This is a genomic window from Acinetobacter sp. WC-141 (genome assembly GCF_000313935.1).
Classification (GTDB): Bacteria; Pseudomonadota; Gammaproteobacteria; order Pseudomonadales; family Moraxellaceae; genus Acinetobacter.
Window position 1 is genome coordinate 17,218 of the sequence record NZ_AMSS01000073.1, and the last position, 21,714, is coordinate 38,931.

General features: G+C 41.6%; 23 protein-coding genes. 12 read left to right on the forward strand and 11 right to left on the reverse strand.

All coding sequences use genetic code 11. From position 1 onward, the window contains the following. Positions 1–3: 3 nt before the first annotated feature. The 3 genes from ACINWC141_RS14680 to ACINWC141_RS14690 form a co-directional block, all read right to left on the reverse strand. Positions 4–1,269 (reverse strand): replication-associated recombination protein A, encoded by a 1,266-nt coding sequence (locus tag ACINWC141_RS14680; protein ID WP_009392433.1) that lies wholly within the window; start codon positions 1,267–1,269, stop codon positions 4–6. A gap of 105 nt (positions 1,270–1,374) precedes the next feature. Continuing rightward, complete coding sequence (locus ACINWC141_RS14685; protein WP_034678766.1) at positions 1,375–2,547, reverse strand: PQQ-dependent sugar dehydrogenase; 1,173 nt, start codon at positions 2,545–2,547, stop codon at positions 1,375–1,377. Positions 2,548–2,657: 110 nt separating this feature from the next. Continuing rightward, positions 2,658–3,116 carry a YcgN family cysteine cluster protein gene (locus ACINWC141_RS14690; protein WP_009392380.1) on the reverse strand — a complete coding sequence of 153 codons (459 nt, stop codon included), beginning with the start codon at positions 3,114–3,116 and terminating at the stop codon, positions 2,658–2,660. Between the two features lie 192 nt (positions 3,117–3,308). Between ACINWC141_RS14690 and ACINWC141_RS19775 the strand changes: the two genes are divergently transcribed. The 8 genes from ACINWC141_RS19775 to ahr all read left to right on the forward strand — a co-directional run bounded on the left by ACINWC141_RS19775 (position 3,309) and on the right by ahr (position 8,595). Next, entirely contained in the window at positions 3,309–3,467 is a 159-nt protein-coding gene (locus ACINWC141_RS19775) for a DUF1328 domain-containing protein (RefSeq protein WP_000490267.1), read from the forward strand. Between the two features lie 170 nt (positions 3,468–3,637). Continuing rightward, on the forward strand, positions 3,638–4,375 hold the full coding sequence (locus tag ACINWC141_RS14700) for a dienelactone hydrolase family protein (protein WP_009392412.1): 738 nt from the start codon (positions 3,638–3,640) through the stop codon (positions 4,373–4,375). A gap of 183 nt (positions 4,376–4,558) precedes the next feature. Next, complete coding sequence (locus ACINWC141_RS14705; protein WP_005300389.1) at positions 4,559–4,921, forward strand: HIT family protein; 363 nt, start codon at positions 4,559–4,561, stop codon at positions 4,919–4,921. 143 nt (positions 4,922–5,064) lie between these two features. Then, on the forward strand, positions 5,065–6,099 hold the full coding sequence (gene mutY, locus ACINWC141_RS14710; RefSeq protein ID WP_009392408.1) for an A/G-specific adenine glycosylase: 1,035 nt from the start codon (positions 5,065–5,067) through the stop codon (positions 6,097–6,099). A 47-nt stretch (positions 6,100–6,146) separates the two neighbouring features. Then, positions 6,147–6,683, forward strand: a complete 537-nt coding sequence (locus ACINWC141_RS14715; RefSeq protein WP_009392391.1) for a M23 family metallopeptidase — start codon at positions 6,147–6,149, stop codon at positions 6,681–6,683. Positions 6,684–6,692: 9 nt separating this feature from the next. Beyond that, on the forward strand, positions 6,693–6,938 hold the full coding sequence (locus ACINWC141_RS14720) for a hypothetical protein (RefSeq protein ID WP_001287364.1): 246 nt from the start codon (positions 6,693–6,695) through the stop codon (positions 6,936–6,938). A gap of 30 nt (positions 6,939–6,968) precedes the next feature. Beyond that, positions 6,969–7,529 (forward strand): DNA-3-methyladenine glycosylase I, encoded by a 561-nt coding sequence (locus tag ACINWC141_RS14725; RefSeq protein ID WP_009392434.1) that lies wholly within the window; start codon positions 6,969–6,971, stop codon positions 7,527–7,529. A 37-nt stretch (positions 7,530–7,566) separates the two neighbouring features. After that, positions 7,567–8,595: an NADPH-dependent aldehyde reductase Ahr gene (gene ahr / locus ACINWC141_RS14730; protein WP_009392436.1), complete on the forward strand. Its 1,029-nt coding sequence runs from the start codon at positions 7,567–7,569 to the stop codon at positions 8,593–8,595. Positions 8,596–8,597: 2 nt separating this feature from the next. Here ahr and ACINWC141_RS14735 read toward each other — a convergent pair whose 3' ends face one another. Beyond that, a complete protein-coding gene (locus ACINWC141_RS14735; protein ID WP_009392417.1) occupies positions 8,598–10,022 on the reverse strand; it encodes an aminotransferase-like domain-containing protein in 1,425 nt (474 codons plus the stop codon). A 90-nt stretch (positions 10,023–10,112) separates the two neighbouring features. Between ACINWC141_RS14735 and ACINWC141_RS14740 the strand changes: the two genes are divergently transcribed. Continuing rightward, positions 10,113–10,487 (forward strand): hypothetical protein, encoded by a 375-nt coding sequence (locus ACINWC141_RS14740; RefSeq protein ID WP_009392445.1) that lies wholly within the window; start codon positions 10,113–10,115, stop codon positions 10,485–10,487. On the opposite strand, the gene ACINWC141_RS14745 is transcribed toward ACINWC141_RS14740, so the two are convergent. Beyond that, positions 10,471–11,373 carry a LysR family transcriptional regulator gene (locus ACINWC141_RS14745; protein ID WP_009392422.1) on the reverse strand — a complete coding sequence of 301 codons (903 nt, stop codon included), beginning with the start codon at positions 11,371–11,373 and terminating at the stop codon, positions 10,471–10,473. The two genes, ACINWC141_RS14740 and ACINWC141_RS14745, sit on opposite strands and share 17 nt — an antisense overlap. A gap of 120 nt (positions 11,374–11,493) precedes the next feature. Here ACINWC141_RS14745 and dkgB point away from each other — a divergent pair, with 120 nt between their 5' ends. Next, entirely contained in the window at positions 11,494–12,297 is an 804-nt protein-coding gene (dkgB, locus tag ACINWC141_RS14750) for a 2,5-didehydrogluconate reductase DkgB (RefSeq protein ID WP_009392437.1), read from the forward strand. 4 nt (positions 12,298–12,301) lie between these two features. Then, positions 12,302–13,492, forward strand: a complete 1,191-nt coding sequence (locus tag ACINWC141_RS14755; RefSeq protein WP_009392390.1) for an MFS transporter — start codon at positions 12,302–12,304, stop codon at positions 13,490–13,492. Positions 13,493–13,531: 39 nt separating this feature from the next. Here the strand turns inward: ACINWC141_RS14755 and ACINWC141_RS14760 are convergent, their stop codons facing one another. Next, positions 13,532–14,185: an START domain-containing protein gene (locus tag ACINWC141_RS14760; protein ID WP_009392418.1), complete on the reverse strand. Its 654-nt coding sequence runs from the start codon at positions 14,183–14,185 to the stop codon at positions 13,532–13,534. A 50-nt stretch (positions 14,186–14,235) separates the two neighbouring features. Beyond that, the gene (gene dapB, locus ACINWC141_RS14765) at positions 14,236–15,057 is read right to left on the reverse strand and encodes a 4-hydroxy-tetrahydrodipicolinate reductase (protein WP_009392410.1); all 822 of its coding nucleotides are present in this window, start codon (positions 15,055–15,057) and stop codon (positions 14,236–14,238) included. Between the two features lie 184 nt (positions 15,058–15,241). On the opposite strand from dapB, the gene ACINWC141_RS14770 reads away from it, so the two are divergent. After that, entirely contained in the window at positions 15,242–15,601 is a 360-nt protein-coding gene (locus ACINWC141_RS14770) for a hypothetical protein (protein ID WP_009392471.1), read from the forward strand. A gap of 111 nt (positions 15,602–15,712) precedes the next feature. On the opposite strand, the gene dnaJ is transcribed toward ACINWC141_RS14770, so the two are convergent. The 4 genes from dnaJ to ACINWC141_RS14790 all read right to left on the reverse strand — a co-directional run bounded on the left by dnaJ (position 15,713) and on the right by ACINWC141_RS14790 (position 21,674). Further along, positions 15,713–16,825, reverse strand: coding sequence for a molecular chaperone DnaJ (dnaJ, locus tag ACINWC141_RS14775; RefSeq protein WP_009392415.1), 1,113 nt, complete (start codon positions 16,823–16,825; stop codon positions 15,713–15,715). 103 nt (positions 16,826–16,928) lie between these two features. After that, a complete protein-coding gene (locus ACINWC141_RS14780) occupies positions 16,929–17,306 on the reverse strand; it encodes a hypothetical protein (protein ID WP_009392393.1) in 378 nt (125 codons plus the stop codon). A 139-nt stretch (positions 17,307–17,445) separates the two neighbouring features. Beyond that, positions 17,446–20,571, reverse strand: a complete 3,126-nt coding sequence (locus tag ACINWC141_RS14785) for an efflux RND transporter permease subunit (protein ID WP_009392386.1) — start codon at positions 20,569–20,571, stop codon at positions 17,446–17,448. Then, positions 20,568–21,674: an efflux RND transporter periplasmic adaptor subunit gene (locus ACINWC141_RS14790; protein WP_009392401.1), complete on the reverse strand. Its 1,107-nt coding sequence runs from the start codon at positions 21,672–21,674 to the stop codon at positions 20,568–20,570. The genes ACINWC141_RS14785 and ACINWC141_RS14790 overlap by 4 nt, the downstream gene beginning before the upstream one ends. Between the last annotated feature and the right edge of the window lie 40 nt (positions 21,675–21,714).

Sequence of the window (21,714 nt, forward strand, 5' to 3'; positions counted from 1 at the left end):
AGGTTATTGTTCCTGCTGCCATCTACGTTGTTGCAAGCGCTCACCTTCAACCTCACGCTTATTTCTTGCAGACTCATAAAGTCTTGTGCCTTTTAACTCAGGCGGCAAATAGTCTTGCAATACAAAGTGCTCAGGATAATCGTGTGGATAGAGATAATTAATCCCATAGCCTTGTTGTTTCATGAGCTTGGTTGGAGCATTTCTCAAATGCAAAGGCACAGGTAAATTCGCTGTTTTTTCAGCAAGTTCCAGAGCTTTATTAATTGCTAAATAAGTACTATTACTTTTTGCACTGGTTGCTAAGTAAACCGCAGTTTGGCCTAGAATAATTCGAGCCTCAGGCATACCTACCGCTTGTACAGAGCGGAAGCACTCACCTGCGAGTAATAGCGCATTTGGATTAGAGTTTCCGATGTCTTCTGAGGCAGCAATCAGCATACGTCTGGCAATAAAGACAGGATCTTCTCCGCCTTTAAGCATACGTGCCATCCAATACAGGGTTGCATCTGGATCACTACCCCGAATTGATTTAATAAAGGCAGAAACTAAATCGTAATGCTGCTCACCCGATTTGTCATAACGCGCAATATTCTGCTGAGCGACTTTCACCACAACCGCATTGGTAATCGTGTTTTCAACTTCTGGCTCAAAGGTACTTGCAATCAGGTCTAGTAAATTCAGTGCTTTTCGAGCATCACCTGCCGCAAATTGAATAAGCGCGTCATACTCTTCAATATGAATGTAACGGTCTTTTAAGAATTTATCGGCTTGAAGTGCATTATTAATTAGCGTCTGGATTGCCTCACTGTCTAAACTATTTAAAGTGTAGACCTGACAACGAGATAAAAGCGCGCTATTTACCTCAAAAGATGGATTTTCGGTAGTCGCGCCAATTAAAGTAATTTTGCCTTTTTCAACTGCCCCCAATAAAGCATCTTGCTGTGACTTATTAAAACGATGAATTTCATCAATAAAAACCACAGGGGTCAGTAAATCACCACTTTCTGCAATGACTTCACGTAATTCTTTTACGCCCGTATTCAGCGCAGATAAGCTTACAAATGGACGGTCTATCGCTTGAGCCAAAAGCAAAGCAATTGTTGTTTTACCTACACCTGGTGGACCCCAAAAAATAATAGAAGGCAAATGCCCCTGATCAATCATTTGACGTAAGGGTGCATGTTCACCTAATAAATGATCTTGCCCAATAATTTCAGACAAGTCTCTCGGGCGCAGGCGTTCGGGAAGTGGAATATGGGTGTCTGACATTTCAAATAGCTTTATCGTCTTTTCACTATAGTCTATTGTGTCTCACAGAAATCTACAATTTGAATCTATGAGACACCTCCTTTATTTACAAGCTAGTTCATAGCATTAAGATGCTTTTTTACTCAGCTTCAGTAACCGTGCATTTGAGCCATCTTCTATCACCCAAATCGAACCATCTTGTGCTTCGTGTAAACCACGAATACGTTTTTTCATATCTAGCCTTTGTACTTCTTTCACAGGTTTATGCTGTAAATCCACAACAATAATTGCTTCTGAAGATAACCCACCAATTAAGGCTTTATTTTGCCATGCAGGAAATTGTTGTCCGCGATAAATAATCAGGCTTGACGGAGAAATTACAGGAGTCCAGTCAATTTCAGGTGCTTTAAATTCTGGGCGAGTATGATGATCTGGAATAGGTTGGCCTGAATAATGGTCTCCATTTGAAACGATTGGATAACCATAATTTTCTCCCTTCACGATGATATTAAGCTCATCACCACCTTTAGGCCCCATTTCCACCACCCAGAGCTGTCCTTGGCGATCAAAAGCCATACCTAAAGGATTACGGTGTCCCAGTGACCATATTTCAGCAGTCACTCCACCTTGCTTATAAAAAGGGTTACCTACGGCTGCTGAACCATCCTCATTTAAGCGTAAAATTTTACCCAAATTGCTTTTCATGTTTTGGGCAGGATCAAACTTTTGTCGTTCACCTGAACTCACCCAAAGCTTACCATCTGCGCCAAAAAGTATACGATGCCCATAATGGCCTTGCCCCGAAACTTTGGGTACTTGCTGCCAAATTTGCTTCATCTCTGTAAGTTTAGGCTGATTGGGGTTAGATAAATCTAATTTCGCACATGCAATCACCGCTCCAGATCCGCCTTGCCCTTTTGTAGCATAACTTAGATAAATCCAGTGATTTTTAGCAAAGTCAGGGTGTAAAACCACATCTCCTAACCCACCTTGCCCACCGTAATTCACCGCTGGAACCCCTTGGACATCCAACATTTGTTTATTTTTAGGATTAAAAATTTTTAATTTACCTTGGCGCTCTGTCAGTAATAAGCGCTGATCTGGCAAACTGGTTATTGCCCAAGGTTCATTTAAATTGGCAACTGTTTCAACTTGATATGCTTGTTTAACTGGAACGGGCTTTTCTGTTTTTGCAGCCGTATTTTGTTCAAGATTTTTTGAATTGGTATTATTAGAGCCGCAAGCCATTAACAAAAGAAAGCTACTACATAATAACGGGGCTGCTAGTCGTCTCATCATTTTTATCTCCTTTTGTTTTTATTGTTATATAACGGAGATGAGCAAAAAATTTACGATAAAAGTGTTACTTTATTATACGCTGTAATTAGATATCTCTTTTGTAGACTGAATTAACGTACCCATCGTACGACATAATCTTCAAGATCATCTTCATGGACATCAACTTCAGAAATACAACGTCCCGCAACTGACTTTTTCGCCTTAACCACACTTTGTCTAGAGCCCGTATTCAAATAGTGCCAAGAAGGTAAATTTTTTCCTTCATTCAAACGCTTATAAGCACAGCTCGATGGTAACCAGTGGATTGTTTTTAAAGACTCTACTGTTAATTGCAAACAGTCAGGCACTTGTTGCTGACGATTAGAGTAGTCCGAACAACGTCCTGTACTACAATCAAGTAACTTACATGCCACTTTGGTATAAGCCACCTCATGGGTATCTTCATCTTCGAGTTTTACCAGACAGCACAAACCACACCCATCGCATAAAGCTTCCCACTCGATTTGAGTCAGTTGCTCTAGCGGATAGTTTTTCCAAAAGAGTGGACGAAGTGAGGTCTCGGTAGACATAATTTTTTAGCAGCTGATGAGATGAAACAGTGTCTAAGTATAGCATTGAAGTGCTATATACGAAAAAAGAAGCTGTATTCGTAGTATCACAAAATGATTGTTTAATATACATTTCAACCACATAAACGACACATTCGGTGTAAAAAACACGCTATATAGTAAAACGACAATGAAAAATAAGGAGGACAGCATATGTTCCGTTGGGCGATAATTTTTGCAGTGATTGCACTCATTGCCAGTCTATTAGGGTTTGGTGGTGTTGCAGGGTTATCTAAAGACTTTGCCGTGATTTTATTAGTTATAGCTGTAATTCTTGCTGTAATTGGATTCATTTCGCGCGGCCGGACTTAATTTAATCATGACCACATAAAAAAGAAGGAACTAGTTTCCTTCTTTTTTATTGCGCTAAATTTCTATCTTTTGTTTTGATGTAGATTCTTACATTGTTATTTATATTACTTTTATCTTTTTATGCTTTAATCAAGCGTGTTTAAATCTCTTTAAATTTCAGGATTAAGGTTATGACTACAGCAATTAAAACCCGTGAAATTCAATATACTGCACCAGATGGCAGCCAACTCATTGGTTACTTTGCGGCTCCAGATAGTGAAACACCTGTTGCGGGTGTAATTGTTGGTCCTGAGTGGTGGGGTCGTAATGAATATACGGAACAACGTGCACGTGAGCTTGCTGAACATGGCTATGCTGCGCTTGCAATTGATATGTATGGCGATAAAAAAGTGACCTCGACTGCAGCTCAAGCCTATGAATGGATGATGCAGACATTTGAAAATTTAGATACGGTTACCGATCGTGCCAATGCAGCGCTTCAAACTCTAGCGGCCCAACCAGAAGTAAACAGTGAAAAACTTGCTGCAATTGGCTTCTGCTATGGTGGCAAAGTCGTGTTAGACCTTGCTCGCGCAGGTGCGCCACTTAAATCAATTATAACGTTCCATGCTACATTAACTCCGAAAGCACCTGCTCAAAAAGGCAGCATTCAAGGTGAAGTTTTAGTACTACATGGTGAACTAGACAGCATGGTCACCTTAGAAGATGTTGCTAATTTTGAAAAAGAGATGCAAGCTGCTGAGGTTAAACACGAAGTAGTGGTTTTAGAAGGTGCTAAACATGGCTTTAGTAACCCGCTTGCAGATGAAAAAGCTAAAGCGAACGGTGTAGACCTTGGCTACAATAGCGAAGCGGAAAAACAAGGTCTTGCTAAAATGTACGCGTTGTTAGATCGTACTTTAAAATAAAAGAAGCCAATTTGGAGCAAATGTTTTTTCGCATTTGCTCCCTTAAATGTTTATGACTTTGCAATATTTTTACTGTATTTTTTAAACCATACTTCAATAACTATACTCCCGTTGAGCTAGAGCAAAGCCTAGTCTTATTTCCCGCACTCGGGGTTTAATGGAATAACATGAGAGGATACAACAATGACTGACAAGAAATGTCCGTATTGCGAATTTGATGAATATGACATCATTGATAAGAATGAATTTGCTGTAATTTTGCCTGATTCTAATCCGCTATCTAAAGGCCACTGTGTGGTAACACCACTACGCCATGTTCGTTCTTTTTTTGATATCACGTCTAAAGAACATCAAGGCTTGCTTACACTTCTTGAAATTGCGCGTCACGAAACACAACTTCGCCATCAACCAGACGGTTTCCATATCGGCTTCAATGATGGTGAAGTATTCGGACAAAATTCAGATCATTTCCACATTCATGTCATTCCGTACTACAAAAACCAACCGTTGAAACTTGATCAACGTTGGGGGGTACAAAAGGATTAATCCTTTTTCTCCATGAAGCAGAGATTGCTTAATTAACAGGTAATCTCTGTTTTAAGATCTCCTCGTTCTTTGCCTGCTTTAAACAAAATTTACCCACAAATTTCAGCTATAATTTAGCCCTTACTTTTCTTCTATAGCTGTTCATGCCCGACTTTTCTTTTTCTGATGCCCTTTTAAACTGGTTCGATCAACATGGTCGTCATGATTTGCCGTGGCAAGTCGCAGATGATCCATACAAAGTTTGGGTTTCTGAAATTATGTTGCAGCAAACTCAGGTTAAAACAGTTCTGCAATATTTTGACCGCTTTATGGAGCGCTTCCCAACTGTAGAAGCTTTAGGTCATGCAACTTGGGATGAAGTAGCACCTTATTGGGCAGGTCTCGGCTATTACGCTCGTGCACGCAATTTGCATAAAGCAGCTGGTCTTGTCACTCAGCAAGGTAAGTTTCCTGAAACACTAGAAGAATGGATTGCGCTACCTGGCATTGGTCGCTCTACCGCAGGTGCACTCATGTCTTTGGGTTTACGTCAGTACGGCGTGATTATGGATGGCAACGTGAAACGCGTATTAGCCCGTTTTTTTGCCATTGAAGATGATTTAAGCAAGCCACAGCACGAACGTGAAATGTGGAAACTCGCTGAACAGCTTTGCCCGACACATCGTAATCATGACTACACTCAAGCAATTATGGACTTGGGCGCAACGATCTGTACGCCTAAAAAACCTCTTTGTTTATATTGCCCAATGCAAGCTCATTGTCAGGCTTACCAGCAAGGTTTAGAACAAGAACTGCCTTTTAAGAAACCGAAAAAAACTCCGCCTGTTAGAACAGCAGATGTTGTTATTATCCAGTGTGAAGATGAATGGTTCTGGCAACAACGCCAAGCTCATGGTTTATGGGGTGGTTTGTTCTGTTTACCCATTTTAGAAAATGAACATGAACGACTGAGCTTGAGTCAGCAATTTAAACTACAGCCTCAACCACAAGCTTTTCAGATCAGCCATAGCTTCACTCACTTTACTTGGTTACTTAATGCTCATGTGTTCCACGTGGAACCTGACCAAAAAGAGCATCTGGCCATTGAACTTGAAGGCCAATGGCTGAGTCCAGAACAGGCCATTGCCAAAGGTGTTCCAACTGCCATGAAAAAATTGATCTCGACAAGCCGTTCATGACATAGTGGATCAAATAATTTTGATATGGCTGTGACAGGGAGTTTTTTGTGCGACGTTTTGTTTCTCATTTCTCACTTGGATTTCTAATTATTCTATTGGCTGCCTGTGCCAGTACCCCCAAAAAACCTGCACCACTTTCCCCCGCCCAAGTCAGCAAGCTTAAAAGTATGCAACTCGCAAATCGGCTACCTGTACCTGTGAAAGGGGTCGATCGAGATGAATTAAAAGACACATGGGGAGCGGCACGCAGTCAGGGTCGTAGTCACGAAGGAATTGATATTTTGGCTCCACGTGGAACCAAAGTGTACAGTACAACCGAAGGGCTTGTTGCCGATCTTCGTAATAACAATTTAGGCGGCAAAGTGATCTGGATTTTAGGCCCAGCAGGAACATGGCATTATTATGCTCATCTTGATGGTCACAAACGTGGACTAAATGTAGGTGACTACATCAAAAAAGGTGATCTAATTGGTTATGTCGGCAATACAGGTAATGCACGTTATACTTCACCACATCTTCATTACGGACTTTATCTAGATGGTAAAGGTCGTGGAGCTGTTAACCCTTATTCTTATTTACGCTAGGAACACTTTATGTCGGAAGCGCTGATCAATCGCTTAGTAGAGTTTGCCGAGTCAGGCAATCAGCAAAAGATCATTTTAAATGGCAATAGCTATCAAGGCTGGATCATGGAAATCAGTGATGATGCCCTGCTAATCAGTACCGGTTTTTCAGATAAAGTAGGTAAAGACTTTTGGTTAAAGTTTGAAGACTTAACTCAAGCTGAACTGTATTATTGGGATACTCGCCCAAATGAATGGGTGCTGTTTAAACTTTAAAATTCTAAGATAAATATAAGGAGCATCATCATGAAAACTCAACGCTGCGGATGGTGTTCCAATGATCCCCTCTATATTGCCTACCATGATGAAGAATGGGGTAAACCAGAACACGACGAAGCTCGACTATTTGAAATGCTTTGTCTCGAAGGTCAGCAAGCTGGCTTATCTTGGATTACCGTACTAAAAAAAAGAGAAAGTTACCGAGAGCATTTCTTTAATCATCCTATTGCTGATATTGCTTCATTCACGGATGATTTCCTAGAACTAAAACTATCCGATGCTGGTTTAATTCGCCACTTAGGCAAACTTAAGGCTATTCGCGACAATGCGATTGCTTGGCAAACCCTCAAAACGCAAGTCGGCGATGTTCCTACTTGGCTTTGGCAGTTTGTAGATGCAGCGCCAAAACACAATGATGTTGAAGATTACCGCCAAGCCCCAGCACAAACTGAACTCAGCGTAAAACTTTCAAAAACGCTTAAAAAGAATGGCTTCAAATTCGTCGGACCAACCACCTGCTATGCTTTTATGCAAGCAGTAGGCATGGTCAATGATCATGAAAATAATTGTCAATTTAAAGCTTCATAACCCACCATAACGGTTCAAATCCGCTTAAGGAGTTCCGATGAGCAATAATACGATTCAAGCTTATGCTGCAATGCAGTCAGGTGAGAAACTGGTTCCTTACCAATTTGATGCAGGTGAATTGCAACCGCATCAGGTTGAGGTAAAAGTTGAATATTGTGGTTTATGTCATTCTGATATTTCTGTTCTGAACAATGAATGGCGCTCAACTGTTTACCCAGTGGTGGCAGGCCATGAAATTATTGGACGAATTGTTGCTTTGGGCTCAGAAGCCAAAGGTCTACAAATCGGGCAACGTGTCGGTATTGGCTGGACGGCTGAAAGCTGCCAAGCCTGTGATGAATGCATTGGTGGTCAGCAAGTACTTTGTACGGGCGGAAGTGTTGCAACAATCGTGGGACATGCGGGTGGTTTTGCCGATAAAGTCCGTGCAGGCTGGCAGTGGGCTATTCCCCTTCCTGAAGATTTAGATGCTGAAAGTGCCGGTCCTTTACTTTGTGGCGGGATTACCGTTTTTGACCCGCTGCTTAAACATAAGATTCAAGCAACACATCATGTCGGTGTGATTGGCATTGGTGGCTTAGGTCATATAGCCATTAAGCTACTTAAAGCTTGGGGCTGTGAGATCACCGCATTTAGTTCCAACCCTGATAAAACAGAGGAACTTAAAGCAATGGGTGCTGACCATGTGGTGAATAGCCGCGATACAGACGCGGTAACAGCACAAAAAGGAAAATTTGATTTATTGCTGAGCACAGTAAATGTGACCCTAAACTGGCGTGCTTTCATTTCTACGCTAGCACCAAACGGTTCTTTGCACTTCTTGGGACTCACCCTTGAACCTGTTCCTGTTTCTGTTGGTTCACTTATTAGTGGTGCTAAGTCAGTGACAGGCTCCCCGACGGGTTCACCTGCTGCACTACGTCAACTTTTGAAGTTTGCTGCACGCAAAAAAATTGCGCCTCAAATTGAGCTATTTCCAATGTCACAGCTTAATGAGGCAATTGAACGTTTACACTCAGGTCAGGCACGTTACCGCATTGTGCTTAAGGCAGACTTTGCAGAATAAAACTAACTCACGGTTTTCATCTGTCGTCGTGACCATTCCGCCAAGTCTTTAATTGCTTGGCGGACCTCTGCTGTTAACTCATGGCCTGCGTTTAAACGAATAAAATGTCGATATCGTTCATCCTCACCAAAAACATGACCCGGAACAACCGTAATACCTTCAGCTTTCACAGTGTAATAAAGCGCTAAGGTATCTACATTCTTAGGTAACTGTATCCAGAGTGCATACCCCCCTTCTGGCTGACTCAATGCGATTGGAATGCCCTCAAAGGCTCTCAAAATACAACTGCGGTACTCTTCGACTTGCCGCATCAAGTTGGGTCTTAACTGCTCTAAATGCTCTCGATAACCACGGCTATAAATAAAATCGGCCAGACCCAATTGTAGGGGCGTATTCACGCCAATATTACTTGCCAGCAGCTCAAGTCTTAAATGCTGTAGCTTTGCACTTAAACAAAACCACCCTACCCGATATGCGCTCGACAACGACTTAGAAACCGACCCACACCAAATGACATAGCCTTCACGGTCCCAATAGCGAATCGGTAGCGGGCGTTCATTACTGTAACCACATTCACCAAAAATATCGTCCTCAATAATAAAGCACTGATACTTTGCAGCTAATTCGGCAATCTTTTGTTTTTCTGTATTCGTTAAACAATACCCTAAAGGATTTTGATAATTGGCTGTCATCAGACAAACCTTTGCTAAACCCTGCTGCATCAATGACTCTAAACGTTCCAAATCAATACCACGATGATCTGCGGGAATTTCAATAATCTGCCGTTTTAAACTGGCTAAAAGCTGTAGTTGTCCATTAAAAGTAGGCGTCGGGATCAAAATACTATCGCCGACTTCTGTTAGGTGCTGGATGACCAAAGACAAAGCAGGTATGCAACCATTGGTAATAAAAATATCTTCTGTTGCAATGAATATTCCATCTTCACGCCAATGATCAGATAGCGCTTTTCTTAATTGCTCATGTCCTTGTTTATTACAATAGAGAAAGTCTTGTGGCTGACAATTTTTTAAAGCTCGCTGAATAGAACGGCGTAAACCCTCTACCGGAATAAAATGCGGCGTCAACTGAATTGAACCCAACGGTACGAGATGGCTTTGTAAGGCGGCTTCTTGAATTTGATTATGCAACTCTAGATTTGAGACTTGCCGAGGTAAAGACAAAAAATCTGGGCTATCAGGAATAGGGCTAGATTGGGTACGCGCAACCACAAAATAACCTGACTTCGGTTTTACATAAATCAGTCCCCTCGCCTCAAGTAATTCATAGCAACTTTTAGCGGTACTTAAACTAATGCTGTGCTGACGAGCAAAATCGCGTAACGAAATAAGCTTCTGATGAGGTTTAAGCTCATCTTGATAAATTCGATGTGCTAATTGATTGGCAAGAACCTGATATTGGAAAGTCATTCTGTGCTGCTTTTTTAAAAATTTCTGTATCTGTACTGGTTTATAGAACACCTTTACGCTATAGAAATCAACTTAAAGAGTAGCAAGATCATGAAATTAAAAGCTATATTATTATTTACTATTATTTTAACAGGTTGCCAACCTGAGCCGAAAAATGAGCAGTACAGACATGCAGTTTGCCAAAGTCTGATCGAAGGTTATTTAAAAATGACCAATCAACAAGACTATAAAATGGAACAGCGCACGGATGATGAGACCAATACGATCTCTCATTATCAATATAAGCGTAATAGCTCAAATGAAGTTGTCATGGTGAATTCGGTTTATTCAAAATTATATTTTAGTTGCCGACAACAGCAAAAAAGCTTTTTCCTGGCCCAGCATGTATCAGAAGGACAAATCACTCCCATTTTAGAAGTTCATTTTCCAACTGATAGTTATGCTACTTTTAGAGAGCGTTTTTAAAACCATCTTTTAACTGTTCTGCCAAAAAATCAATAAATAAACGGATCCGTTTTGGTAGATGCTCTTGTTGATAGTACACAGCATGGATGCTTTGAAGTCTCAGCTCTATCTCATCTTCAAATAAAGCGACCAGACGACCTTCTTCTAAATCTTTCCAAACCATAAACTCTGATAAACATGTAATTCCATGCCCACGTAGTGCAAGCTGCCGAACTGTTTCTCCATTTGAAGCTTTAATATGGGGTTGAGCTATAAAATAATCGCTGCCCACCTTAAGCGGCCAAATATTTAAATGAGCAGGTTTCGTAAAACCAATAAGTTCATGTTCATTTAACTCATTCGGTTTCTGTGGATAGCCTGCCTGATTTAAATACTCAGGACTAGCAACCATATATAACCGACTTTTACATACCAATTTGGCACGCATACTTGAGTCATGTAGCTCACCAAATCGGAATGCGACATCAGTTTTATGCTGCAATAGATCAATCACCTGATCATTGCTATTGAGTTCAATTTCAATATGTGGATATCGCTTGCGAAAAGCATGCATTAATGGAGCAACTACATGTAAAACAAAAGGCGTAGCCGAATCAATTCGTATAAGACCAGAAGTGTCTTGATCAGACTTTTGTAATTCTTCTTCGGCAGCATTCAGCTCATTTAAAATTTTACGAGCCTTCACAAGAAACTGCTGCCCTTCTTGAGTGAGTTTCAACTTACGCGTCGTTCGCTCTAACAAAGTCACATCTAACTTCGCTTCCAAGCGCGTTAAAGAGCGGCTAACTCCTGAAGGTGTTTGTTTCAGGTGATCTGCTGCCGCAACAAAAGACCCCGTATCAACGATTGCAATAAACGCGACAAGTTCTTCAATTGTTGATTTCATGTCTTATTCCATTATTGACTAATGATCAAAGATATTTTGCTTATTCATCTATTTTTTCGCAACAATAAAAAAAGCAAAATGCACATCAAGTTAAATGATTATTCAAATTTAGGTAAACACATGAATATTCCACGTTTTGGTCTAGGTACTTTCCGTCTTAAAGAACAAGCAGTCATTAATTCTGTGAAAACTGCTTTAGACGTAGGTTACCGTGTCATTGATACTGCTCAAATTTATGACAATGAAGCAGCGATTGGTCAAGCCATTGCCGAAAGCGGTGTATCGCGTCAGGACTTATTTTTAACTACAAAAATCTGGGTAGATAATTTTGCTCAAGATAAGTTTATTCCAAGCTTAAAAGAGAGCTTACAAAAGCTTCGTACTGACCATGTCGATTTAACTTTGATTCATTGGCCAGCACCAGATTTAGGCGTTTCAATTCCTGAAATCATGAAGCTTTTACTTGAAGCAAAGCAACAAGGTCTTACTAAACAAATTGGTATTTCAAACTTCAATATTGAGCTTACTCAACAAGCAATTGACACAATTGGTTTAGAGCATATTGCAACTAACCAGATTGAGTTAAGCCCTTATCTTCAAAATCATAAACTTGTAAATTTCTTACAAGAGAAGAATATTGATGTCACTTCATATATGACGCTTGCGTACGGTAAAGTGCTTCAAGACCCAGTTTTAACTGAAATTGCAGCAGCTCATAAAGCAACGACAGCGCAAATTGCACTTGCGTGGGCATTGCAACGTGGTTTTGCAGTTATTCCATCTTCGACTAAACGTGAAAACCTGATTAGCAACTTAAAAGCACAGGATATCGAGTTAACTTCAGCTGAAATGCAAATGATTGCCAAACTTGATCGTAACAGTCGTGAAGTTAGCCCAGAGCCATGGGCACCAGTTTGGGACTAAACTCATGAACACTCAATCAAATACGGCGTTCTCGTTATTGGCATTAGCCATTGGTGCCTTTGCCATTGGCACCACTGAATTCTCACCAATGGGATTGTTACCGAATATCGCGAATGATTTAGGGATTTCAATTCCAACAGCCGGAATGTTAATTACGGGTTATGCACTTGGCGTCATGCTAGGTGCCCCGTTCATGACCCTGTGGTTTGGTGGTTTTGCACGACGTAATGCGCTTATTTTACTTATGGCGATCTTTACGGTAGGTAACCTGATAGCCGCGTTTTCACCCAGCTATATGAGCTTATTAGGTGCGCGTCTCATCACAAGTTTGAACCATGGTGCTTTCTTCGGGATCGGTTCAGTTGTAGCAGCAAGCATTGTGCCCGCACATAAACAGGCCAGTGCGGTAGCAACCATGTTTATGGGCTTAACCATTGCCAACATTGGTGGTGTGCCTTTAGCAACATGGGTTGGGCAAAATATTGGCTGGCGGATGTCTTTCCTTGCGATTTCCTTGCTTGGTGTGATTACTATGCTCGCTTTATGGAAAGCACTCCCACAAGGTATGGTTGCCAAAAAACCAAATGTAAAAGCTGAATTGAAAGTATTAATGCGTACTCCTGTAATACTTGCGTTGCTCACCACCGTACTCGGTGCAAGTGCAATGTTTACGCTCTATACCTATATTGCGCCAAGTTTGACTGAGTTTACCCATGCTTCACCGACCTTCATTACTTTTATGTTGATGTTGATTGGTGTCGGTTTCTCAGTTGGTAACCATTTAGGTGGACGCTTTGCAGATTTGTCTATTAACAAAACTCTGATTGGTTTCTTGGTTCTGTTGATTGTGATGATGGTGACTTTCCCAATCCTTGCACAAAGCCAGATTGGAGCAGCCATTGCATTAGTGATCTGGGGGGCAGCAACCTTTGCTTTAGTTCCACCTTTACAAATGCGTGTAATGTCAGTTGCTCATGAAGCACCAGGACTTGCCTCTTCAGTAAATATCGGTGCGTTTAACCTAGGTAATGCCGTAGGTGCAGCAGCAGGTGCGTTAGTACTCAATTTAGGTTGGGGTTATAGCGCAGTGTCATTTGCTGGTGCATTGCTGGCTGGGTTAGGTTTGTTATTGGTTTTATTCCAGATCAAACGCGAAAGCAGCCCTGCCCAAGCGTTACAGCAGTGTTCAGATTAATAAAAAAAGCGCCTGATCCCAGGCGCTTTTTTTAATTCTTTATTTTAAAATATCTGGTAATTTCGGCTGCTCATAAATCGGACTAATTACTTCCCGCTTCATTTTCAGCAACATCTGGTAAGGTTGTTGTTGAACAAACATATTTACGAAGCTCAGTGGAATTGCACCAGCAGGGTCTGCATAGCCACTGGTGGTTACTTTCACCTTATTATTTCCAAGTTTCTGGAACGTCCAATCGCCTTCGTAACGTGTTAAGCGCACTACATCGGGTTGGATCGGATAATTTCCGCTAATTGCAGTATTCTTAATTGTCACAACTCCATTTGCAGCCTTACTCATTTTGCCTTTAACAACGACATCGCGATCTTTCAAGGGAAACGGAAAATCCAACAGCATATAGAGTGTGAACTCACCTTTTTTCTCATCTTGAGACAACATCTGAACTTTGCCCATATAAGGCACCCACTGATCGGCACGATTTACATCTAAAATCACAGCGACAGCACGTTCAAGTGGCACATCAAAAGTCGTTTCTGCTTTATATTGAAAAACTGGATTATCAGTCTTTTGATAAGTCCAGACTTTAATATTATTACGGTCTAAGCTGAGTTTAGCTTTTTCTGTAGAAGCAGCCCCCGTCCAGAGGCTGCTCAAGCAAAGAAGAGTGGTCAAGGCAAGTTGTTTTTTATTCATTTTCTGCTCTATCTTGTTTTTCTCGCTACACATGGAATACGTACAGGGTTTTAAACCTGTACGTCATTCAATCCTAAAACATCTTTCATATCATATTTACGCGCTTCACGGCCCACAACCCATGCCGCAGCTCGTACTGCACCAGCAGCAAAGTTCATACGGTTCGTTGCTTTATGAGTCACTTCAACGCGCTCACCCTCACCAATAAACATGACAGTGTGTTCACCAACAATATCACCACCACGAATGGTTTCAAAGCCAATCGTTTGTCGATCACGTGGTCCTGTATGCCCTTCACGTCCATACACAGCAACTTCTTTTAAGTTACGACCTAAAGTATCTGCAATTGCTTCACCCATCATGAGCGCTGTACCTGACGGCGCATCTACTTTATGACGGTGATGCGCTTCAATCACTTCAATATCTACTGTATCGCCAAATACTTTTGCTGCAAGCTCAAGTAACTTGATCGATACATTTACGCCCACTGAATAGTTCGCAGCGTAAACCACAGGTGTATGAGTGGCAACTTCGTCTAACTCAGCTTTTTGCTCATCTGACATACCCGTTGTGCCAATGACCATGGCAACCCCAGCTTCACGGCAAAGCTTCAAATGCTGAGCAGTCGCAACTGGTGCAGTAAAATCAATAATTACATCGCAGTCTTTAAGAACCTCTGCCAAGCTTCCTGAAACCTTCACACCCACTGAACCAATACCAGCAAGCTCACCTGCGTCAGTGCCGACCAAACTACTTTCCGGACGCTCTACCGCAGCGGCCAATTGATAGCCTGCCTGTTGAACTGCTTGAATAAGCGTACGGCCCATACGACCGCCTGCACCTAAAATACCAATGCGTGGAGCTGCTGACATAATCCTTCTCAATCTTCTGTTTTACGTAATTTGTCTACTATATCAAAACTCTTTGCTCACGATAAAAAGTAAAAATTATTTTTTAAGATCAGCTGAAACTTAATCTGTTTTCACAAAAGTTAAAGAATTGATCGGCACACTACTCAGCCACGAATGAAAAAAAATGACTATTAAGGAGTTCAGCATGCATTCGAGAATTATTGGCTTTACAGTGATGATGGGGATTATGAGTTCAATGGCATTTGCAGAACCTGCAATCCAGCCAGGAGACACATTAGAAAGCTTATCTAAAGCACGTATTACAACTAACGTAAGCACTCAAACAGCAATGCCTACAGCTCAAACGAGCGTAGCAACCGATACCAATATCGACGTCAAAGTTGAAGATATTGACCCGATTATTGGCCAAACAACAGAAACACCTAAAGTAGCTCTACAGACAGAAGCAGTAGCCGCACCAGTTAACGAAAGTGCTCCGACTCTAGCTTCTAGTGAACCGACTGTAAGTGTTGATGATATTGATGTAGCCCACCCTACAGAGTAAGCAGAAGTAATTTTTTAAGCAGAATAAAAATAATAAGATGAATCAGCGCAATAAAAAGGCGGATATTTTATCAATATCCGCCTTCTTTTTAATTTCTTATCTAATCAAGTATTAATCGAACAAACGATCAAAGAATGATTTTTTCTTTGGTGAAGAAGCACTGTCTTCGCCATCAAACGAAGCTTGCAACTCTTTAAGTAATTCACGTTGACGAGAATTTAAGTTGACCGGTGTTTCTACCACAATACGGCAGAGTAGGTCACCTACCATGCTGCTACGTACTGGACGAACGCCTTTGCCACGTAAACGGAATAATTTGCCTGTTTGAGTTCCCTCAGGAATCTTCAAGCTAACACGACCTTCCAAAGTAGGAATTTCAATTTCTTTACCAAGTGCAGCATCAGCAATGCTCACTGGTACATCCATATAAAGATCGGCACCATCACGTTGGAAAATTTCGTGTTCGCGAACAACCACTTCAACGTACAAGTCACCTGATTGGCCATCACGAATTGCTTCGCCTTTACCACTCAAACGAACGCGGTCACCATTATCCACACCTGCTGGAATTGTAACTTCCAACGTTTGCTGGCGATCAGCTACACCTGAACCATGACATGCCTGACAAGGGTTTTTAATAATTTTACCTTGACCACGACAAGTACCACATGTTTGTTGTACAGAGAAGAAACCTTGCTGCATACGTACTTGTCCTGAACCATGACAAGTTTTACAGGTTTCAACATCTTTTGGATTTTTTGAACCTTTACCATCACACACATCACATGGTGCTGGAGCAGTAAAGGTAATGGTTTTTTTCACCCCTTTTACAGCTTCTTCAAGGGTAAGTTCCATGACATAGCGTAAATCTGATCCGCGACGTTGACGCTGTTGACGTCCACCACCACCGAATGCACCGCCGAAGATATCGCCGAACTGACTAAAAATATCTTCTGCACTAAATCCGCCGAAGCCACCACCACCGCCGCCAAAGCCACCTTCGAACGCATTATGTCCCATGCGATCGTACATGCTACGCTTTTCGCTGTCCGATAAAACTTCATAAGCTTCAGAAGCTTCTTTAAATTTCTCTTCAGCTTCGGCATTGTCAGGGTTTCTATCAGGATGATATTTCATCGCCAATTTACGGTAGGCTTTTTTGATCTCATCATCACTTGCGGTTTTTGAAACGCCTAAAACCTCATAATAATCACGTTTAGCCATTTTTGGCGGTGCTCCTCACGGAATTTTATCAATACTCTATTGCCGACTAAATGGGGTGCTTTAGCCGAATTTACAAGGGGAAAATGTTTAAAAAATAGATATATTAAAAAACTGCCTTATTTTTTAAATATTTAGACAAGCCTTTTAACCATGCATTTAATAGAAATAACCACGCAATAGCGCTAAAAACTACACCAGCAACTGTAGTAGCGGTTACCCAAAGATTACTATCCCATGCAAAAAAGAAGAGCGGAATAAACCAGACCACAGCAAAAATTGCCATACAAAGAAATAGAATCCCGTTTCGCATAATCCATAGTGCATGCGCATGAATCCAAACTTCTGCATTATCTACAACCGCCACTTTACGAGCGACCAAATAAGCAAAGGCCGCAAAAATAACCGTAAACAATGCAAGAAACATGAACGCATAAGAAATGACTATATAACGGCGATGCTGTTCGATATGGTCTTGCCCCATCTGTATTTCACCTCAATCCACTGCATTTTGCCTATTTTTTATGCAGTGAAATAATCCTGTATTTTTTGTGTAAAGACAGGTGCTACTATATTGGAGTTTTCAATATTTCGCACCTTTATTCACAAAAAATTTATGTATTTTATGCGGTTTTTTTCACCTTAAACCATGCTGCATACAGTGCAGGTAGGAAAAATAATGTCAGTAAGGTGGCAACAATCAATCCACCCATGATCGCAACTGCCATCGGACCAAAGAAAATACTCCGTGAAAGTGGAATCATCGCTAATACGGCTGCCAAAGCAGTCAAAATAATCGGACGGAATCGACGCACTGTTGCCTCAATAATCGCTTCCCAGGTTGGATGCCCTGCCTGCCTGTCTTGTTCAATTTGATCAATCAAAATAAGCGAGTTACGCATGATCATGCCAGAAAGCGCAATTGTGCCCAACATGGCCACAAAGCCAAATGGTTTGTTAAATAGAAGTAAGAATAAAACCACACCAATTAGACCTAGTGGTGCTGTTAACAACACAATGGTCGAGCGAGATAAGCTTTTGAGCTGAATCATTAGTAATGTCATGACCACAGCCAAGAACAGTGGCATACCCGCATTAACGGAATTTTGCCCACGTGCAGACTCTTCTACAGTTCCACCAACTTCAACAAGATAACCACTTGGTAATTCAGCACGTAACTTATCCATTGATTCAGCTAACTCGCCAACTACTGTCGCTGGTTGTAATTGAGTGCGGATATCTGCGCGAACAGTAATGGTCGGTAAGCGGTTACGATGCCAAATTAAACCATCTTCAAATTTATACTCAATTTTAGCGATTTGAGCTAAAGGCACAGTCGTTCCGTTGTTCGTTGGTACAGCTAGACTTGCCAGTGAAGCCACTTCAACTCGTTCGCTCTGATCGCCACGTAAACGGATTTCGATGAGTTCACGCTTTTCACGATATTGCTCAATCGCACTACCTGTAATTGATGCATTAATGAAGTTCGCTAAATCCAGACTAGACACACCCATTTGTCGAGCACGATCTTGGTCAATTTGAATTGAAATAATTTTACTCGGCTCACCCCAATCTAAATGCACATTAGTGGTATTCGGATTTTCGCTAATCAGTTTAGCGACTTTCTGTGCTTCTTGACGAACCAGATTTTGATCTTCACCCGACACACGATATTGCAATGGATAGCCAACAGGAGGGCCATTTTCTAGTAATGACACGCGAGTACGAACTTGCGGCAGCAATTGTCTAATTTGTTTGTCTAACGAGCGTCGGATTTCATCACGATCATCAAGCGATGATGCGAGTACAACAAACTGCGCAAAGCTGGCTTGCGGTAATTGCTGGTCTAACGGTAAATAAAAACGTGGTGAACCTGTACCGACATAAGCCACATAATTATCAATACCTTTTTGTTTAGACAGGAATTTTTCAACCTTTTTCACCGCTTGTTCTGTCGCTGTTAAAGAAGCACCTTCCTCAAGTTTTAAATCGACTAAAATTTCGGCACGGTTCGAAGGTGGGAAAAACTGCTGAGGAACGATCTTAAACATCAGCACAGATAGCACAAAAATACCCACCGTCGTTGCAATCACGGTTTTACGGTAGGTCACACAAAACTCGACCATCTTTCTAAAACGTAAATAGAAGTTAGATTGATAAGGATCGTAGTGATGGTCCTGTGAAATGGCCACAGTTTGCGGTTGCGGTTTTTTGGTTAATCTCGCCCATAAACGGACATACCAAGGTGCCTGATGCCCTGTTTTAGTAAAATCGGGTAATAGCTTTTCGCCTAAATAAGGTACGAATAAAACTGCCGCGACCCAAGACACTAATAAGGCAATTGTCACCACCTGAAAGATAGAGCGTGTGTATTCACCTGTACCAGACTGAGCCGTAGCGATGGGTAAGAAACCAGCCGCAGTAATCAGCGTTCCGGTCAGCATCGGAAATGCTGTTGTTTTCCATGCAAATCCGGCGGCTTTAATTCGGCTATAACCCTGCTCCATCTTAATTGCCATCATCTCGACGGCAATAATGGCATCATCGACTAACAAACCTAGCGCCAGAATCAAGGCACCAAGCGAGATCTTATGCAGGCCGACATCGAATAGACTCATACCCGCGAAGGTCATTGCTAAAACTAAAGGAATAGAAAAAGCGACAACCAATCCAGTACGGAAACCTAAAGAGAAAAAACTCACTAACAAGACAATAATAACTGCTTCAGCGAGTACCTTTATAAACTCATGAATACTGCGTTGTACTGCTACAGGTTGGTCAGAAACTTTTTGCAGTTTCATGCCTAAAGGCAAAGTTTTTTGTAGTTGGGCAAATTCTGTTTCTAGATTTTTACCTAAGGCAATAATGTCACCGCCCTTACGCATCGATAAGGCTATACCAATGCCATTTTCACCCATGAAACGCATACGTGGCTGAGCAGGTTGACTAAAACCACGGTAGACATCAGCAACATCTCCGAGCTGAATGGTTTTATCACCTACCAGTAAAGGCAGTTTTTTAATTTCATCAATGTTTTGTAAATGACCACTTACCCGAATCTGAATACGGTCTGTGCCTGTTTCAAAAAAACCTGCACTTGCCATACTATTTTGTTTTTGTAAGGCGTCTTGAATCGCTGCAACTGGAATACCAAGCTGTACCGCTTTGGTGTTAGAAATCTCAATCCAGATTTTTTGATCTTGCAAACCAATTAATTCGACCTTGCTGACATCCTTGACCCGTTGAAGCTGTAATTGCAAACGATCTGCATATTCTTTCAGAACTGCATAGTCAAAGTCTTTGCCTGTCAGTACATAAATATTGCCGAAAGTGTCTCCAAATTCATCATTGAAAAATGGACCTTGTACACCGTTTGGTAGTTCATGGCGTATATCATTCACCTTCTTACGAACGTTGTACCAAACATCAGGAATCTGGGCTGACTTCAGTGAATCCTTAGCCACAAAAGTGACTAACGACTCACCCGGACGGGAGTAAGCCATAATCTTGTCATACTGCCCTGTTGTCATGAGTTCCTTTTCGATACGGTCCGTAACTAAAGTAGAAACTTCTTTGGCAGTCGCCCCAGGCCAGTAGGTCTGTACCACCATGACCTTAAAAGTAAATGGCGGATCTTCACTTTGAGATAATTTTGAATAAGAGATTGCACCGATAATGCCAAGCAACAGCATAAAATAAAGGACGATACCTTTATTATTTAGTGCCCATTCCGAGAGATTGAATTTCATGGCTGGGTCGCTCCCTGAATTTTCACCCCACGGTTTTCACGATCAATCGGGTGAATCTTCTGTTTATCACGTAGCAAATGCACGCCGCCAATCACAACCCAATCATTTGGTCCCAAGCCAGATAACACAGGTACGCTGTCTTTGCCATATGCACCAATCGTTACAGGTACTTTACGCAATGTCTGATTCGCATTAACCACCCAGACATAAGGCTGATTATCTGTTGCTGAAACACTCGAAAGTGGGACACTCATCACATTGGTGTGAGTTGAGCTAAAAAATACGCGTGCACTTTGTCCAAGCTGAATAACAGATTGACCTTCTTTGAGTGCAACTTTGACTGTAAATGTACGAGACTGATCCGCTGCTGGGGAAACTTCACGCACATAACCCGCAAATCGGTCATTCGGTTTAGACCATAAAGTCACCCATGCTGCTTGGCCAACCTTGATCTCGGCAACCGCTTGTTCTGGCACGCCAATGACAACTTCACGCTCTCCATCAATGGCCAGTTGATAAGCCGCTTGTCCCGCAGCAACCACTTGTCCAATTTCAATATTTCGCGCAGTAATCACCCCGTTTTTATTAGAAACGAGTTGGTTATAACCAGTTTGGTTCGCAGAAACCTCATAGTTAGAACGAGCTTGCTGTAGAGCCGCTTGCGCAGCGTCATATTGATTTTTTACCGTATCGAATTGCGAACGACTCACCGCATTAATCGGCAATAATTGCTGAAAACGTTTAAGTTCGTCTGCTGCTGTTTTTGCTGAAGCTTGTGCATTGTCAAGTTGGGCTTTAGCGGCATTTAATTGTAACTGAGCATCTGCCACGTCAAGCTTTGCTAAAACTTGTCCGACTTTAACTCGATCACCTACATCTACATAACGTGCAGTCACCTGTCCACCGACTCGAAATGCTAAAGCCGTTTGTTGTCTGGCCTGCACATCTCCTGCATAGCTTTTTTGTTCATTGAGGGTGGTCAAGGGTTGAGCCACCATCACATAGGGTATTTCTTCTGTTTTGGGAGCTTCTTTACTACACCCCATTAATGTGACCGTACAAACAATCACCATACTCATGATGAGAGGTTTTAACAGATTCATATCTTATCGCTCTTATTCAAACTGATTTTTTAAGGCACAA

Bases quoted from the DNA above. Each gene is read 5' to 3' on its own strand.
- ACINWC141_RS14680 (WP_009392433.1), bottom strand. From the start codon at position 1,269: ATGTCAGACACCCATATTCCACTTCCCGAACGCCTGCGCCCGAGAGAC.
- ACINWC141_RS14745 (WP_009392422.1), bottom strand. From the start codon at position 11,373: ATGAAATCAACAATTGAAGAACTTGTCGCGTTTATTGCAATCGTTGAT.
- ACINWC141_RS14780 (WP_009392393.1), bottom strand. From the start codon at position 17,306: ATGGGGCAAGACCATATCGAACAGCATCGCCGTTATATAGTCATTTCT.
- mutY (WP_009392408.1), top strand. From the start codon at position 5,065: ATGCCCGACTTTTCTTTTTCTGATGCCCTTTTAAACTGGTTCGATCAA.
- ACINWC141_RS14770 (WP_009392471.1), top strand. From the start codon at position 15,242: ATGCATTCGAGAATTATTGGCTTTACAGTGATGATGGGGATTATGAGT.
- ACINWC141_RS14705 (WP_005300389.1), top strand. From the start codon at position 4,559: ATGACTGACAAGAAATGTCCGTATTGCGAATTTGATGAATATGACATC.
- ACINWC141_RS14760 (WP_009392418.1), bottom strand. From the start codon at position 14,185: ATGAATAAAAAACAACTTGCCTTGACCACTCTTCTTTGCTTGAGCAGC.
- ACINWC141_RS14685 (WP_034678766.1), bottom strand. From the start codon at position 2,547: ATGATGAGACGACTAGCAGCCCCGTTATTATGTAGTAGCTTTCTTTTG.
- dkgB (WP_009392437.1), top strand. From the start codon at position 11,494: ATGAATATTCCACGTTTTGGTCTAGGTACTTTCCGTCTTAAAGAACAA.
- ACINWC141_RS14735 (WP_009392417.1), bottom strand. From the start codon at position 10,022: ATGACTTTCCAATATCAGGTTCTTGCCAATCAATTAGCACATCGAATT.
- ACINWC141_RS14785 (WP_009392386.1), bottom strand. From the start codon at position 20,571: ATGAAATTCAATCTCTCGGAATGGGCACTAAATAATAAAGGTATCGTC.
- dapB (WP_009392410.1), bottom strand. From the start codon at position 15,057: ATGTCAGCAGCTCCACGCATTGGTATTTTAGGTGCAGGCGGTCGTATG.
- ACINWC141_RS14690 (WP_009392380.1), bottom strand. From the start codon at position 3,116: ATGTCTACCGAGACCTCACTTCGTCCACTCTTTTGGAAAAACTATCCG.
- ACINWC141_RS14720 (WP_001287364.1), top strand. From the start codon at position 6,693: ATGTCGGAAGCGCTGATCAATCGCTTAGTAGAGTTTGCCGAGTCAGGC.
- dnaJ (WP_009392415.1), bottom strand. From the start codon at position 16,825: ATGGCTAAACGTGATTATTATGAGGTTTTAGGCGTTTCAAAAACCGCA.
- ACINWC141_RS14725 (WP_009392434.1), top strand. From the start codon at position 6,969: ATGAAAACTCAACGCTGCGGATGGTGTTCCAATGATCCCCTCTATATT.
- ACINWC141_RS14740 (WP_009392445.1), top strand. From the start codon at position 10,113: ATGAAATTAAAAGCTATATTATTATTTACTATTATTTTAACAGGTTGC.
- ACINWC141_RS14700 (WP_009392412.1), top strand. From the start codon at position 3,638: ATGACTACAGCAATTAAAACCCGTGAAATTCAATATACTGCACCAGAT.
- ACINWC141_RS19775 (WP_000490267.1), top strand. From the start codon at position 3,309: ATGTTCCGTTGGGCGATAATTTTTGCAGTGATTGCACTCATTGCCAGT.
- ACINWC141_RS14755 (WP_009392390.1), top strand. From the start codon at position 12,302: ATGAACACTCAATCAAATACGGCGTTCTCGTTATTGGCATTAGCCATT.
- ahr (WP_009392436.1), top strand. From the start codon at position 7,567: ATGAGCAATAATACGATTCAAGCTTATGCTGCAATGCAGTCAGGTGAG.
- ACINWC141_RS14790 (WP_009392401.1), bottom strand. From the start codon at position 21,674: ATGAATCTGTTAAAACCTCTCATCATGAGTATGGTGATTGTTTGTACG.